This is a genomic window from Nonomuraea sp. NPDC050310, assembly GCF_040655795.1.
Lineage (GTDB): Bacteria > Actinomycetota > Actinomycetes > Streptosporangiales > Streptosporangiaceae > Nonomuraea.
Map to the genome: position 1 here is coordinate 19,401 of NZ_JBFAKP010000036.1, position 14,478 is coordinate 33,878.

At 72.5% G+C, this 14,478-nt stretch carries 12 protein-coding genes; 3 read left to right on the plus strand and 9 right to left on the minus strand.

Features of this window, described 5'->3' with window-relative positions:
* The 6 genes from AB0I67_RS41045 to AB0I67_RS41070 form a co-directional block, all read right to left on the minus strand.
* The gene (locus AB0I67_RS41045) at positions 1-966 is read right to left on the minus strand and encodes a cytochrome d ubiquinol oxidase subunit II (RefSeq protein WP_357936005.1); all 966 of its coding nucleotides are present in this window, start codon (positions 964-966) and stop codon (positions 1-3) included.
* Positions 963-2,402, minus strand: a complete 1,440-nt coding sequence (locus AB0I67_RS41050; RefSeq protein ID WP_357936007.1) for a cytochrome ubiquinol oxidase subunit I — start codon at positions 2,400-2,402, stop codon at positions 963-965. The genes AB0I67_RS41045 and AB0I67_RS41050 overlap by 4 nt, the downstream gene beginning before the upstream one ends.
* 29 nt (positions 2,403-2,431) lie before the next feature.
* On the minus strand, positions 2,432-3,259 hold the full coding sequence (locus tag AB0I67_RS41055) for an AfsR/SARP family transcriptional regulator (RefSeq protein WP_357936010.1): 828 nt from the start codon (positions 3,257-3,259) through the stop codon (positions 2,432-2,434).
* A gap of 34 nt (positions 3,260-3,293) precedes the next feature.
* Positions 3,294-4,736 carry an MFS transporter gene (locus tag AB0I67_RS41060; protein WP_357936012.1) on the minus strand — a complete coding sequence of 481 codons (1,443 nt, stop codon included), beginning with the start codon at positions 4,734-4,736 and terminating at the stop codon, positions 3,294-3,296.
* A gap of 169 nt (positions 4,737-4,905) precedes the next feature.
* Positions 4,906-5,643 (minus strand): alpha/beta fold hydrolase, encoded by a 738-nt coding sequence (locus tag AB0I67_RS41065; protein WP_357936014.1) that lies wholly within the window; start codon positions 5,641-5,643, stop codon positions 4,906-4,908.
* A 31-nt stretch (positions 5,644-5,674) separates the two neighbouring features.
* On the minus strand, positions 5,675-6,403 hold the full coding sequence (locus AB0I67_RS41070) for a TetR/AcrR family transcriptional regulator (protein ID WP_357936017.1): 729 nt from the start codon (positions 6,401-6,403) through the stop codon (positions 5,675-5,677).
* Between the two features lie 130 nt (positions 6,404-6,533).
* Between AB0I67_RS41070 and AB0I67_RS41075 the strand changes: the two genes are divergently transcribed.
* Positions 6,534-7,316, plus strand: a complete 783-nt coding sequence (locus tag AB0I67_RS41075; protein WP_357936020.1) for a siderophore-interacting protein — start codon at positions 6,534-6,536, stop codon at positions 7,314-7,316.
* Between the two features lie 9 nt (positions 7,317-7,325).
* On the opposite strand, the gene AB0I67_RS41080 is transcribed toward AB0I67_RS41075, so the two are convergent.
* The 3 genes from AB0I67_RS41080 to AB0I67_RS41090 form a co-directional block, all read right to left on the minus strand.
* Complete coding sequence (locus tag AB0I67_RS41080) at positions 7,326-9,470, minus strand: BTAD domain-containing putative transcriptional regulator (protein WP_357936022.1); 2,145 nt, start codon at positions 9,468-9,470, stop codon at positions 7,326-7,328.
* 394 nt (positions 9,471-9,864) lie between these two features.
* Positions 9,865-10,683 (minus strand): NAD(P)H-binding protein, encoded by an 819-nt coding sequence (locus tag AB0I67_RS41085; protein ID WP_357936025.1) that lies wholly within the window; start codon positions 10,681-10,683, stop codon positions 9,865-9,867.
* Positions 10,684-10,694: 11 nt separating this feature from the next.
* A complete protein-coding gene (locus tag AB0I67_RS41090; protein WP_357936027.1) occupies positions 10,695-12,041 on the minus strand; it encodes an FAD-dependent monooxygenase in 1,347 nt (448 codons plus the stop codon).
* Between the two features lie 187 nt (positions 12,042-12,228).
* Here AB0I67_RS41090 and AB0I67_RS41095 point away from each other — a divergent pair, with 187 nt between their 5' ends.
* Together AB0I67_RS41095 and AB0I67_RS41100 are read left to right on the plus strand one after the other, a co-directional pair.
* Positions 12,229-13,773: an aminotransferase class III-fold pyridoxal phosphate-dependent enzyme gene (locus AB0I67_RS41095; RefSeq protein ID WP_357936029.1), complete on the plus strand. Its 1,545-nt coding sequence runs from the start codon at positions 12,229-12,231 to the stop codon at positions 13,771-13,773.
* Between the two features lie 12 nt (positions 13,774-13,785).
* Positions 13,786-14,475, plus strand: a complete 690-nt coding sequence (locus tag AB0I67_RS41100; protein WP_357936032.1) for a class I SAM-dependent methyltransferase — start codon at positions 13,786-13,788, stop codon at positions 14,473-14,475.
* The last annotated feature ends 3 nt before the right edge of the window (positions 14,476-14,478 follow it).

Genomic DNA, 14,478 nt, shown 5'->3' on the forward strand with positions numbered 1-14,478 from the left:
CTAGAGGTAGGCGGGGCCCTCCGCCGGGCGGCGGAAGCGCCACCAGGTCCAGGCCTGTACGGCGAGCACGAGCGGCAGCACCACCAGGCCGAAGGCGCTGAGGACGGCCAGCGAGGCCTCGTCCGCGGCGCCTTCGGCCACGGTCATCCCGGTCCCGCCCGCGCCCAGCAGCACGTACGGGTGGGTCGCCGCGCCGAGCAGCACGACGGGCAGCGCCGCCGCGACCCCGGTGGCGGCGAACGCCCACCCCGCCCGGCCCCGTCGCGCCGCCCACCAGGCCGCCCCGAGCACCGCCACCATCGCCGCCGCCAGCGCGACGGCCGCACCGGGCTGCGTGGGGCGAGCCGTACCAACCCCCAGGAGCGCGGCGCCCGCCACGGCCACCGCCGCGACGGCGAGCACCGGCCCCGGCCGGGCCGGCGCCCGACCCGGAACCCGGAGCCGGGCGAACATGAGCCCGTGGGCGGCAAACACCGCGGTGAGGGCCAGCCCGCAGGCGAGGACGAACGGACCGGCCACCATCGCCCAGCCGAGGTCGAAGCCGCCGTCGGCCCGCAGCGGCAGCCCGGTCAGCAACAGGCCGAAGATCATCCCGAAGGCGGCCGCCGGGATCACCCCGCCCGCCACGACGCAGACCGTCCAGAACCGCCGGCCGGCGCCCCCGGCCGCCCGGCCGCGGAGCTGGACGCCCGCCTTGCCCAGGGCCAGCGCGGCCACCAGCGGGACGAACAGCGGCGCGAATCCGGGCAGCAGGCTGCCCTCCAGCCGGGGGAAGGCCCCGATCAGCACGGCGAGCGCGCCGACCAGCCAGACCTCGTTGCCGAAGTAGAACGGCCCGAGGCCGCCGAGCAGCCGCGCCCGTCCGTTCCCGGCCAGCATCTGCACGCCGTAGTCGGCGCCGCCCAGCACGAAGTAGCCCGCCAGCAGGAAGCCGAGCAGCGCGAGCCAGAGGTCGGCCAGGTTCACAACGTCTCCAAGGTCAGCTTGTCGCGCTCGGGTTCGTGCCTGGGTTCGGCCGCGACGGCGCCCAGGTGCGCCTCGGCGGGCTCGCGGCGGGCGAATCTGAGGATCAGGATCCAGTCGGCGACGGCCAGGACGGCCAGGACGCCGATGAAGGTCACCGTCGAGGCGAGCATCGTCCCCCAGGTGACCGGCGAGAGCCCGTCCTCGACCTTCAGGTGGCCGTAGACCAGCCACGGCTGGCGGCCGACCTCGCGCATCACCCAGCCGGCGAGCGCGGCCACGAAGGGCAGCGGCGCCGCGGCGACGAGCGCCGCCGCCAGGGCGCGCTCGCTCCTGGGCCGGTAGAGGAGCAGCGCGGCGGCCAGCACGTTGCAGGCGAGGTAGACCTCCAGCCGGTGCGGGCCGGGCGCGCCGAAGACCAGGCCGCCGGCGAACTCGCCCATGGAGTTGCCGGCCGCGAGCACCGCGACGACCGCGACGGCGCGGTGGCGGACGAGCAGGTCGCGGAAGACCAGCAGCAGCGCGCAGAGGCTGAACAGGCCGAGCACGTAGCCGAGGTAGAGCATGGTCTCCTCGCCGAGCTCCGCCCAGTACGGGGGCACGTAGTCGCCGGGCCCGTAGCGGGCGGCCAGTCGCGCCTGCAGCTCGCCGGTGGGCACGTGCGTGAAGAGCAGCACCTTCATCGGCTGCTTGTCGATCATGAGCGGGAACTGCAGGTTGCCGACGACGGCGGTGGGGATGACGGCGACCGCGGCGACGGCGGTGCCGAGCCGGAGCGAGAAACGGAAGCCGGCCGGCTCGGTGGTGGCGCGGCGCAGGCGGTAGGCGCTGACGCCGGCCATGAACAGGCCGCCGGCCAGGAGCGCGGCCGAGCTGACGTGGATCAGCGCGAGGATCGCGTTGGGGCTGCCCAGCAACGCCCCGGCGTCGGCCAGCCGGGCGACGCCGTCGCGCACCTCCAGCCCGGCGGGCATCTGCATGAAGGCGTTGACCACCAGGATCCAGTACGCCGAGGCGTAGGCGGTGAGCGTGACCAGCCAGATGAGGGCGGCGTGCAGGCCCGGCCGCAGCCGCCCCCACCCGAAGATCCACAGGCCGAGGAAGGTCGACTCGGCGAAGAAGGCGACCAGCGCCTCCAGGGCCAGCGGCGCGCCGATCACGTTGCCGGCGAACTTGGTGAACCCGCTCCACGACAGGCCGAGCTGGAACTCCATCACCAGTCCGGTCACCAGCCCGACGGCGTAGTTGATCACGTAGAGCTGGCCCCAGAAGCGGGTCATCCGTAATCGCCGCGCGCGCGTCTCCGGGTCCCTGGACCGTACGGCCAGCGTGTGCAGGACCGCCACCAGCGGCGCCAGCCCCAAACTGAAGATCACGAAGAGCCAGTGCAGGCCGGTGGTGACGGTGAACTGCAGCCGGGCCAGGTCGAGAATGTCCATGCCGTCCTGCCTTCGCGGTCGGACCCGGCTCAGCCGGTGGGGGCCAGCCCGTGCCGGGCGGTGCCGGGGCCGGGCACGTCGATGTCGGAGGCGCCGTCGAGCATCGCCAGGTGCAGCTCGGTGAGCGGAGCCGACGGCTCGATGCCGAGCTCGCGGATGAGCGTGTGCCGCAGCCGCTGGTAGGCCGAGAGCGCCTCGCCGCGCCGGCCGGAGCGGTAGAGCGCGATCATGAACAGCCGGCTGAGGTTCTCGTTGGCCGGGTGCTGGCGGACCAGCACGGTGAGCTCGCTCAGCACCTCCTGGTGGCGGCCCAGGTGCAGGTCGGCCTGGATGCGCCGCTCCAGCGCGCACCGCCTGGCCTCCTCCAGCCGCTGGATCTCCAGGTGCAGGATCGGCCCGGGGCTGATGTCGGCCAGCGCCGGTCCCCGCCACAGTTTCAACGCCGCCCGCAGCTTGCGCGAGGCGACCGCGTAGTCGCCCGAGTCCATGGCGCGGTAGCCGGCGAAGGTCTGCCGCGCGAACTCCCGGACGTCGACGGAGCCTCCACCGGTGTCCAGCAAGTACCCACCCGGGCGGGTGACCAGCACGTCCTTGGCCGAGCGGCGAGGAGTCTCGCCCGACTGCAGCAGAGCGGCCCGCACGTGGTTGCGGATGTGCGCGATGTAGGTCTGGAGCGTGGTCTGGAAGCTCTGCGGCGGCGCATCACCCCACAGTTCCTTCACCAGCGTCCCAACCGGCAGCACGGCGTCCGCGTGGGTGGCGAACATGGCCAGCACCTGGCGGGGCTTGGCGGCCGTGGGCATGAACGACATTCCCGCTTCGCACATGGAGAGCGTGCCGAGCACAGCGATCTTCACTGACGTCCCCGTTTCCCTGGGAGATGTGCACTTCTCACTCTGAACGCAGCGCGACGCCCGCCGCCGGGCGTTCCTGCGCCGCGGGCCCGGCCGGGCCTCCGGCGGGCTTCTTGATGAACAGCGCGGCCAGCGCGCCGAGGAGGACGACCGCCGCGCCCAGCCAGAGCGCGTCGCGCAGCGAGGCCACGAACGCCTCGGCCTGTCCCTCGCCGCGGTGGGCGGCGTACTCGCTGGTGAAGACCATCGTCAGGACGGCCACACCGAGCGCGCCGCCGAACTCGCGGATGGTGTTGTTGACGCCGGTCGCCTTGCCGTGGTCGCGGTCGGGCACCGAGCCGACCACCACCGCCGGGTTGGCGGCGAAGACCATGCCCATGCCGAAGCCGGCGATGGCGAGCGCGGGGATCATCGAGGTGTAGGAGGCGTCCACCGCGGCGACGTAGGCCAGCCACGCCAGGGCGAGCGCCTGCAGGCCGGCGCCGATCGCCTGCAGCAGGCCGCCGCCGACGCGCTTGACCAGCAGGCTGGTCAGCGGGACGGTCACCATCGGGATGGCGGTCCAGGGCAGGGTGCGGATCCCGGCCTCCAGCGGGCTGTAGCCGAGCGGTCCCTGGAGGTACTGCATCAGGAAGAAGACCGCGCCGAAGACGCCGAAGTACATGGTCAGCGAGACGAAGTTGCTGAGCATGAAGGGCCGCACCCGGTACAGGCGGGCCGGGACGAACGGCTCGCTCGCCTTGCGCTCCCACCAGAAGAACAGCACGAAGAACAGCAGCGCGACGGCCGAGGCGGCGAGCATCGCCGGGTCGGTCCAGCCCAGTTCGGCGACGTTGACGATGGTCCAGACGGAGACCACCACCGCTCCGGTGATCAGCAGCGTGCCGGGCAGGTCGATGGTGCGGTCGCCGCCCCTGCTCTCGCGCACGGTCAGCAGCGCGAGCGGGATGGTGAGCAGGCCGACCGGGACGTTGATCCAGAACACCCAGTGCCAGTCGATGCCCTCGGTGACCAGCCCGCCGATCAGCGGTCCTGCGGCGATGCCGAGCCCGTTGATGCCGCCCCAGACGCCGACCGCCAGGTCGCGCTTGGCGGGCGGCACGGCGGCCACGGCGAGGGTGAGCGAGATGGGCAGGACCGCGGCGGCCCCCAGGCCCTGCAGCACGCGGGCGGCGATGAGGAACTCGATGGAGTCGGACATGGCGCAGGCCGCGGAGGCCGCGGTGAACAGCACCACGCCGAGCAGGAAGACCCGGCGGCGGCCGAAGCGGTCGCCGAGGGCGGCGCCGGCCAGCAGCAGGCCGGCGAAGGCCAGCACGTAGGCGTTGACGACCCACTGGAGCTGGGCCTGCGTCGGCTGGAAGGCCTCCACGATCTGGGCGAGCGCGTTGGTCACCACGAGGTGGTCGAGCGCGACCATGAACATGGGCAGCGCCGTGGCCATGATGGCGGGGAAGCCGCCGTATCCGGTTTTCGACATACGCCGGTCGTCCTTTCAGGCGGAGGTGTCTCGCTGCATCCAGGACGGCAGCGGAGGCGCAGGCGGCCAAAGGTGCGGCCATGCGAGCTTCAGGCTCTAACTCTTGCTACACCTTCAAACTAAGATGAGACACCGTCCCTGTCAATGGCTCCCAGGGACCCCGGAGGAATCAGCGCGGCGCGAGCACCCGGACCAGTTCGGCGGGCCAGGCGCCGAGGTAGAAGTGGCCGCCGGGCAGGACCCGAAGGTCGAAGGGCCCGCCGGTGACCGAGCGCCAGGCGCCGGCTTCGGCGAGCGTGGTGACCGGGTCGGCGTCGCCCACGACGGCGGTGACCGGGCAGGCCAGGCGCGGGCCGGGGCGGTGGACGTAGCTCTCGATCGCGCGGTAGTCGCCACGCAGCGGCGGGAGCACCATGGCACGGACGTCGGGGTCGGCCAGGAGCCGGGGGTCGGTGCCGTTCAGCGCGGCGGTCTCGGCGACGAGTTCGTCGTCGCTCAGCAGCCGCATCCGGTCGGCGCGCCGGCAGGCGGGCCCGCGCCGCCCCGAGACGATCAGGCGGGCCACGGGGACGCCCGAGGATTCCAGCAGGCGGGCCACCTCGTAGGCGAGCGTGGCGCCCATGCTGTGCCCGAACAGGGTCAGCGGCGGCTCACCGCTTCCCTTGAGCCGGGTGAAGATCTCGGCCGCCAGCTCGTGCAGGTCGTGGCGGCACGGTTCGGTCCTGCGGTCCTGTCGGCCGGGGTACTGCACAGCCAGCACCTCGGCCGCGGGGGCGAGCAGGCCGGCCAGCGGGAAGAAGTAGCTGGCCGAGCCGCCCGCGTGCGGGAAGCAGAGCAGTCGCGGGGCGCCGCCGCCCGCGGGACGGAGGCGGCGGATCCATAAGTCGGCGTCGTCGATCGCGGGCATGCGGAAGCTCCCTTCGGCCCGCCGTACGTGCTTACTCCGCGGCGGGGACCGGCTCGTAGTGGAGGTCGAGCAGTTCGCACAGGTCGCGCAGGCACTCCTCGAAGAAGGCCTCCAGGTCGGCGTAGAACTCGAGCTGGTTGAGCACCTCCATGCACAGCAGCCCGTACAGCCGGATCCAGCAGGACAGGAAGATGTAGGCCGCCTCCGGCGGGAGCTGGCCCTGCATCGCGGTGGAGTAGTCGCGCAGTTGCCCGCGCAGCGAGCCGGACAGCTCGCTCAGGTCGGGGGTCGGGAACGGCCGCGTGCGCCACACCTCGACGATCTGGTCGAAGAACACCCGCTCGAAGGCCTGCTTGGCCTGGTAGCGGACCGAGTCGGCGGACAGGGCCTTGGCCCCGGCCGGCGGGCTGGTGAACATCCACTCGAACTCGGCGCGGTGCGCGATCGCCCACCCGCGCATCGCGCGGCAGGTGGTGAGCAGGCGGCCGGCGAGGTCGTCGGCGGGCCTGCTGTCGCGGGCGGCCTCCATGACGCCGGTCAGCTCGGCGAAGAAGTCGGCGGTCACCGCCTCGACGAGGTCCTCGTGGCTCGGGTAGTAGCGGTAGAGCGCGGGGCCGCTCATGCCCATCTCGCGCGCCACGGCGTTGACCGTGACGCCGGAGGAGCCGCCGGAGACCAGCAGTCTGCGAGCAATCGTGCGGATTTCCTGCAACGTGCCCTGGCGGACCCGGTCGCGGCGAGTGCTCGCGTGAACGGCCATCACTGGCAAACCCCCTTCAGCCTTCATTGACACGATAGACAATGTATGGTTAATTATCATCACTAGCAAGTGTTAGAGCCACAAGCAAATGTGAGAGATTCTTTCGCGACCGGCTCGGAGGACGCTGACGATGAACGACCGGACCGCACCACGCCAGGGCTCCTCGCGCAGCCCGTTCGCCAACGTGTTCGCCAAGTTCTATGCCGCCGGCACCGTGACCGAGGTCGCGATGGCCACGCCCACCATGCGATGGATCCGCATCGTCGCCGACGAGCCCATCGTGCCTCCCTACTCGCCCGGCCAGCACGTGCGCATCCAGATCAACGACCCGTTGTCGCTGTACGGCCTGTTGCGCCCGGTCGAAACGCTGCGAGCGTATTCGATCTGGGACTTCTCCGCCGCTGACCGCGCGCTGGAGCTGTGCGCCCATCTGTACGACCCCGCGGGCGAGGGCATCGGGCTCACCTGGGCACGCGAGACTAAGCCCGGCGACCCGGTGACCTTCTGGGGCCCGCAGGGCGATTTCGTGCTCCAGCCTGCCGCGCCGTACCACCTGTTCGTCGGCGAGGAGACCGCGACCTGCGCCTTCGGGCCCATGATCAGGGCGCTCGGCCCGGACGCGACGGTCTACGGGGTGCTGGAGAGCGAGAGCCCGGCCGACGACCTGCCGCTGCCGGGCCCCCACTCGCTGCACCGCGTGCACCGGCGCGGCGCCTCGCCGGTCTCGTCGCAGACGTTGCTGCGCGGGGTGAGCGAGCTCGACCTGCCCGCCCACCCCGGGATCGCCTACCTGGCCGGCGAGGCCAGGACCATCCAGCTCATCCGCACGCACCTGGTCCGCGAGCGCGGCTGGCCCCGCACGTCGATCAAGATGAAGCCGTTCTGGACGCCGGGCAAGCGCGGCCTGCACTGAACGGCCCGGTCACGGGTACGGCAGGCCGCGCAGCAGCGTGCCGCGCAGCCAGCTCGGCGAGTCGGCCGCCTCGTCGCGCGGGGTGAGGTCGTGCGTGGTGAAGCGGAGGAACTCCTCTCGCTGCGCGGTCGCCGTCTGCGGCGGCGGGTCCATCGTGATGGTGGTGAAGCGCCGTTTGCCGCCGCCCCAGCCCGGCCGCCGGGTGAGCAGGTCCGGCCGGGCGGTGAGGATGACCAGCAGCGCGGCCGGTTTCATCCGGTCGGCCAGGTCGTGCACGAAGTCGAGCACCGCGTCGTCGGCGTGGTGCACGTCCTCGACGATCACCACCAGCGGGCTCTTCCTGGCGATCTCGCCGATGCACTGCAGGATCGCGGCGACGGTGTCGCCGATGCCCGGCGCGGCGCGGGGGCCGCTCTGCCCGGCCAGCGGGGTCAGCAGCGACATCAGGCGGCTGCGCGGGTCGCCCCGGTGGGCGAGCTGCCCGAAGGCCTTGACCACCGCGCCGCCCGCCGCCCTGGCCAGGTCGCCCAGCACGATGCCGCCGACCGATTCCAGCAGGGTCATCATGTTGTCCTTGCCGAACAGCGGCGCGTGCCCGACCAGGAACTGCGTCTTCTCCGGCTGGCCCATCACCCGCCGCTCGAACTCGACGATCAGCCGGCTCTTGCCGATCCCGGGCTCGCCGAGCAGGGTCACCACGTGCGGCGTCCCGCGGTGCCTGACCTGCTCCAGCAGGCCGTGCAGCACGCTCAGCTCCAGCTCGTGCGAGCTGAGCGGCACCACCGGGGCGACCGGCTCCGGGTCGACGTTCTTGACCCGCCAGCAGCGCGGGGACTCCCCCGCCGCGCAGTAGCCGAAGGCGGCGGCGGTCGCCCGGCGGGTGTCGTCGCAGACCCAGATCTCCCCGGCCGGGACCGCCGCCAGCAGCGTCTGGCAGGCGTCGAGCACCGGGCCGTCCGCGGAGAGCAGGCCACCGGGACCGTGCCCGGCCGGCTCGCCCGTGCTGACCGCCGCCCGGACCGTCACCCGTGCGGCGGGGTGACGAGCCGGGTCGAAGTGGTCCCGGATCTCGACCGCGGCCCGGACCGCGTGCCCGGCGACCGCTTCCTGGTCACTGCTCGCGTAGCCGGATCCGTCGTGACCTTGGTGGGCGCCGGTGGTGCCGAACAGGGCGAGCGTCACCTGGCCCATGGTGACGACCGTCGTCCCGCCGTGCGCGGCGACGATGTCCTTGATCTTCTCGATGCCGCGCGGACCGTCCGCCTCGGCCGTCTCGGGCTGGGCCCGGACCAGCAGCACGCTCACCAGCCGCCGGCCGGGTTCCTGTCGCGCGGGCTCCTGGCGCGCGGGCTCCGGACGGGCGCGCTCCGGACGGGCCTGGGCGGGGACGACCGGGGTGGGCAGGACCATCGGCTCCGGCGGCTCGCCCGGCTCGGGCAGGTCGAGCACCGCGTCCTGGGCGAGGATCGCCTGCTGCAGGATCTGCAGCTCCCGGCCCGGTTCGAGGCCCAGGTCGGCGACCAGCGCGGCCCGCACCCGGCCGTAGACGTTCAGGGCGTCGGCCTGCCGTCCGCACCGGTAGAGGGCGAGCATGAGCTGCCCGCACAGCCGCTCGCGTAAGGGCTCGGCCTGGACCATCGCCTCCAGCAGGCCCAGCACCGACTGATGACGCCCGCAGGCGAGCTCGGCCTCGAAATAGTCTTCCGTGGCGTCCAGCCGGGCGTTCTGCGCCGAGGTGATCTCCGGCCAGTCGACGCCGGCCTCCACCAGGTCGGCCAGGGCCGACCCCTGCCACAAGGTGAGCGCCTCCCGCAGCCGCGTGGCCGCCGCGTCCGGTGACCCGGTGGCCAGCTCGGCCCGGCCTTCGGCCACCCACCGGCTGAAGCGGTACAGGTCGACGTCGTCGGTGTCCACGCTGAGCATGTAGCCCGGTGGCTGCGTCACCAGGGACACGCCGGGCACCGCGTTGAGCGTGCCCCGCAGGCTCCACACCGCGTTCTGCAAGATCTTGCGAGCCGTGGTCGGCGGGTCGATCGGCCACAGCGCTTCCATCAGATGACTGGTCGGGACCACCCGGTTGGCGTGGAACAGCAGGAAACCCAGGGTCGCGCGCTGTTTGATACCTCCCAGGACGATCCGCCGATCACCGTCCATGGCCTCCAGTGGACCCAGCATTCGAAATCGCATCGCTCTCCCCTAAGACGAAAGGCCACGAGCCCGGTCCCCCGAGTGGATGTCGGCTGTTCGGGACCGGGCACCGTGGTCGGCCCCGTTCTTTCGTCGACGTCAGCGAGGCTGTCGCCTCACCGGTCGCGCGCGCGTTGCTGTGCTTTGCCCTATATTTCCGCATCGCGCTGACGTGGGGCTGACCCAGGGCTGACCCGGCCCTGACTTCGCCTGCCGTACGGCATGCCGAGGGTGGAACGGGCAGCGGGGAGAAGGCCCGGACGAGGAGAGGGCGGGGACGAGGAGAGGGCGGGGACGGAGCGGGCGGGCAGGCCGACGGTCCGGCCGTCGGCGGACGGCCGGACCGGGGGGCGCCCGGGTCTCAGACCTGCCAGGCGGGCGCCGCCTCGTCGGCGAACGCGGTGAAGTCCCGCGCTTCGCGGCCCAGGATGCGGCGGACGTCGCCGGTCACGGTGGCGTTCCGGCCGTCCAGCAACTGGGCGAAGATGCCCGCGAGCAGGTCGGCGACGTCTCTCGGCTCGCCGTGCTCGACCAGCAGGTCGGCGTACTGCTCCGGCGTCACCGGCTGGTAGGCGACCTCCCGCCCGGCGACCTTGGAGATCTCCGCGGTGACCTCGGCGAAGGTCATCAGACGCGGGCCGCTGAGCTCGTAGACCTGGCCGACGTGGGCGTCGCCGGTCAGGGCCGCGACCGCGCAGTCGGCCACGTCGGCGGCGTCGACGAACGGCTCGGCGACCTGTCCGCCGGGGAAGGCGACGGTGCCGCCGAGCACCGGCTCCAGGAGCATGCCCTCGCTGAAGTTCTGGTAGAACCAGTCGGCGCGCAGGATGGTCCATTCGAGGCCGGAGTCCTGGACGATCTGCTCGCTGGTGCGGGCCTCCTCCTCCCCGCGCCCGGACAGCAGCACCAGCCGGCGCACGCCCTGACCGGCCGCGATCGCGCTCAGCCCGGCGATCGACTCGGCGGCCCAGGGGAAGGCCAGGTCGGGGTAGAAGGCGATGTAGGCCGAGCGCACGCCCTCCAGCGCGGGCGCCCAGGTGGCCGGCTCGGTCCAGTCGAAGACCGGCGCGGCCGAACGCGAGCCGTTGCGCACTGGGACGCCCAGCGCCTGGAGCCTGGACAGCACCCGGCTGCCGGTCTTGCCCGTGCCGCCGATCACCAGCGTCGTGTTGTCAGTCATCAGTCCTCTTCTCAGGCGGTGGGGACGTTGCTTGCCGAGTGCTCCTCCACGCGGGCGACCGCGTCGAGCAGCCCCTGGTCGAACAGGGCGGCGGGCGGGTCGACCAGGCCGAAGACGCGCAGGCACGCGACGGCGATGTCGCCGTCGCGCATCCCGGCCGCCTGCAGCCGCCCGACGTGCTCGTGGATGAAGCGCACGTCGTCGCCGCGCTCGCCCTCGACGCCGGGGAAGACGAGGTCGGTGGTGAGCACGATGTCCCAGACGTCGTTGAGCACCGACACGGCCAGGTCGGTGAAGAAGGTCAGCGGCTCGGGCCGCTCGCGCCCGGCCAGGTGCGCCCGCAGGGTCAGCGCCTCCAGGGCGGCCACCGTCATGCCCTGGCCGTAGCGGGGGTTGAAGCTGCACACCGCGTCGCCGAGCACGAGGAAGCGGTCGGGGAAGGCGGTCAGGCGCTCGTAGCGGCGGCGCAGGTTGGCCGGGAAGCGGTAGCGCACGACGTCGGAGACGGGCTGGGAGACCGCCACGATCTCGGCGATGTCGGGGGTGGCCAGCGACTTGACGAAGGCGTGGAAGCCCTCCGGGTCCACCGGCGGGTGGTCGCCCAGGATGCCGTAGGTGGTGACGATGGTCAGCCCGCCGTCGACGAGTTGCGTGCTGCCGCCGCGCGGGACCTCGGCGGAGGCCAGCGTGTTGATCGACACGTCGTCCTCGAACGCGCCGGGCGGGGTGCGGTAGTAGCGGGTGGCGTAGCCGACGTCGATCCTGTGCTTGTCCTCGGCGACCCGGCCGTAGCCGAGTTCCTCCAGCCAGACCGGGGTGCGGGAGCCGCGGCCGGTGGCGTCCACGACCAGGTCGGCGGTGAGGGTGCGTTCCCGGCCGCCGCGCGCGACGACCACGCCGGTGACCGTACCGCGGTCGGGTGTGGTGGTCAGGCGTTGTACGGCGAGGCCGTCCGCCACGGTGACCCCCGGCAGGGCCTCGACGCGGGCGCGCAGGTGCCGCTCGCGGAAGCCGCGGGTGCAGGCCATGATCGACAGCCCGGAGCGGGTGCGGGCCAGGCGCCGGCCTTCCAGGATCCAGCGCGCGTTGGCCGACATGTCGCCCAGGTGCGCCCCGGCCGCGACCATCTCGGCCGTCATGCCCGGGAAGAGCTCCTCGGCGATGAGCTGCCCGCGCGCCAGCAGCTCGTGCCCCTGGTCACGCTGGGGCACGCCGCGCCGCGCCGCGTGGCCCGCGCTCAGCTCGTCCCGCTCTACGACGGTGACCCGGCCGTAGAACTCGGCGAGGACGCGCGCGGCGAACAGCCCGGCGAAACCCGCGCCCAGCACGACGGCGTGTCCCTCTGCGTAGTCCGCCATCTTCGCGCACTCCCTGATCGGTCCCGTGGTGAGTCCCGACGATAAATCGGGTGCCGAATCAGGGGGCAACCGGCGGTTAATCACGGTGATTACCGGCCGGTGACCAGGGCGGGGATACGCTCCGAGCGACCCCAGGAAATCAGCCTATTTCCCATATATCCAGCGCATTTTTCCGCGAGGAGGCGGCATGAATTCCCCGGGCGACCAGATCGATCTCGCCGAACCGCACATGCGCGAGAACCTGGCCATGGCCGGGCTCGACGTGGACTACGTCCGAGCCACCGGGAACACGCTCTACTACCTCGGCGAGGACGGCGAGCAGATCCCGGTCACCGACTTCGCCGGCGGCTACGGCGCCCTGCTGCTCGGCCACAACCACCGGCGGATCACCGAGCACGCCATCGCGCTGCTCACCGCGGACACGCCCGTGCTCGCCCAGTTCTCGCGGCACACCGCCGCCATCCGCACCGCCGCCAAGCTGAACGAGATCGTCCAGCGCGAGCTCGGCACCGGCGAGCGGTTCTACGCCGTCTTCGCCAGCACCGGCGCCGAGGCGATCGAGGCCGCGCTCAAGCACGCCGAGCTCGACCGCGCGGCGAGGGTCGCGGCGCTGAGCAGCGGGATCACCGCCTCGGTCGAGGCCGCGCGCGCCGCGGTCGCCGGCGGCTCGGCGGCGCTCTCCCCCGACGTCGAGCACTTCGACGACCTGGCCCGGCACGTGGCCGAGCACAACGCGCGGGTGAGCGCCCGGCCGCCGAAGTACCTCGCCCTGACCGGCTCCTTCCACGGCAAGCTGGTCGCCAGCGTGCAGCTCACGCACAACGAGGAGGTCCGCTCGGCCTTCGCGCCGCTGGCCGCGCAGGCGGTCTTCGTGCCGTTCAACGAGCCGGGCGCGCTGGCGAAGCTGGTCGAGCAGTCCCGCGAGACGCTGCTCGACCTGGTCGTCCAGGACGGCCGGGTCGAGATCGTGGAACGCGAGTACCCGGTCTTCGGCGCCTTCCTGCTGGAGCCGATCCAGGGCGAGGGCGGCATCCACGAGGTGAGCGCCGAGTTCGCCGCCGAGATCCGCCAGGTCTGCGACGCGATCGGCTGCCCGCTCGTGGTGGACGAGATCCAGAGCGGCATGGGACGCACCGGCTCCTTCCTCGCCTCGGCCGACCTCGGCCTGCACGGCGACTACTACACCCTGGCCAAGAGCCTGGGCGGCGGCCTGGCCAAGGTCTCCGTGCTCCTGGTGCGCGAGTCGCGCTACCGCCAGGAGTTCGAGCTGGTGCACAGCTCCACCTTCGCCAAAGACGGCTTCTCCTCGGCCATCGCGCTGAAGGTCCTGGAACTGCTCGAAGCCGACGACGGCCGGATCTACCACCAGGCGCGCGAGCGCGGCGAGCGGCTCAAGAGCATGCTCACCGGCCTCGGCGCCGAGTTCCCCACGGTGGTCAAGCAGGTGCGGGGCCGGGGGCTGATGCTGGGACTCGAACTGCACGACCAGTCCGACTCCGAGGCGGCGCTGCTTCGCGACTTCGCCCGCGCGCACATCCTCGGCTACGTCCTGTCCGGCTTCCTGCTGCGCCGCCACCGGCTGCGCACCTTCCCCACCGCCAGCGCGGTCAACACGCTGCGCTTCGCCCCGTCGGCCGAGGTGAGCGACGCCGAGATCGCCCAGCTCGAAACCGGCCTGCGCGAGTTGTGCACGATCCTGCGCGACCAGGACGAGCAGGCCCTGTTCAGCTGAGAGGCGTCGATCATGGCCGTGGCCAGGAGCACTCCCCCGCCCGACGAGGTGGACCCGCGCATCGCCCAGGCCCAGCGGGCCTACCACCGGTTCAGCCTGGCGATCTACGACCGGCTCGTGCTCGGGCTCGGCTGCTCGCTGTTCTGGCGTTGCCCGGCGAGCGAGATGGCCGACCTGTACGACACGTCCGTGGGGCGGCGGCACCTCGACATCGGGCCGGGCACCGGCTACTTCGTCGACCGCTGCCGCTTCCCCGGGCCGCCCGAGCTCACGCTGCTCGACCTCAGCCAGCCGTGCCTGCACGCCTCGGCCCGGCGGCTGGCCCGCTACCGCCCCGACACCTGCCGGGCCGATCTGACCCGCCCGCTGCCGCTGCCCCGGCACTGGTTCGACTCGGCGGCGATGAACCTGGTGTTCCACACCATCCCCGGCGGCTGGGACGGCAAGGGTCCCATCCTCGGCCACGTCGCCGCGACGCTCCGGCCCGGCGGGGTGCTGTTCGGCTCGACGGTGCTGGACGCCGGGGTGGCGATGCCCCGGCGCACTCGCTGGTTCCTGCGCGAGCAGCAGCGCGGCCACTTCCACAACCAGGGCGACGACCCGGCGGGGCTGGACCGGCAGCTCGCCAGGTACTTCGCCGAGCACCGGCTGTGGATCCGCGGCAACGTGGCGCTCTTCCGTGCCGTCACCGCGCCCGGCTGACTC

Bases quoted from the DNA above. Each gene is read 5' to 3' on its own strand.
- AB0I67_RS41050 (WP_357936007.1), bottom strand. From the start codon at position 2,402: ATGGACATTCTCGACCTGGCCCGGCTGCAGTTCACCGTCACCACCGGC.
- AB0I67_RS41070 (WP_357936017.1), bottom strand. From the start codon at position 6,403: ATGGCCGTTCACGCGAGCACTCGCCGCGACCGGGTCCGCCAGGGCACG.
- AB0I67_RS41085 (WP_357936025.1), bottom strand. From the start codon at position 10,683: ATGACTGACAACACGACGCTGGTGATCGGCGGCACGGGCAAGACCGGC.
- AB0I67_RS41080 (WP_357936022.1), bottom strand. From the start codon at position 9,470: ATGGACGGTGATCGGCGGATCGTCCTGGGAGGTATCAAACAGCGCGCG.
- AB0I67_RS41090 (WP_357936027.1), bottom strand. From the start codon at position 12,041: ATGGCGGACTACGCAGAGGGACACGCCGTCGTGCTGGGCGCGGGTTTC.
- AB0I67_RS41095 (WP_357936029.1), top strand. From the start codon at position 12,229: ATGAATTCCCCGGGCGACCAGATCGATCTCGCCGAACCGCACATGCGC.
- AB0I67_RS41060 (WP_357936012.1), bottom strand. From the start codon at position 4,736: ATGTCGAAAACCGGATACGGCGGCTTCCCCGCCATCATGGCCACGGCG.
- AB0I67_RS41100 (WP_357936032.1), top strand. From the start codon at position 13,786: ATGGCCGTGGCCAGGAGCACTCCCCCGCCCGACGAGGTGGACCCGCGC.
- AB0I67_RS41075 (WP_357936020.1), top strand. From the start codon at position 6,534: ATGAACGACCGGACCGCACCACGCCAGGGCTCCTCGCGCAGCCCGTTC.
- AB0I67_RS41065 (WP_357936014.1), bottom strand. From the start codon at position 5,643: ATGCCCGCGATCGACGACGCCGACTTATGGATCCGCCGCCTCCGTCCC.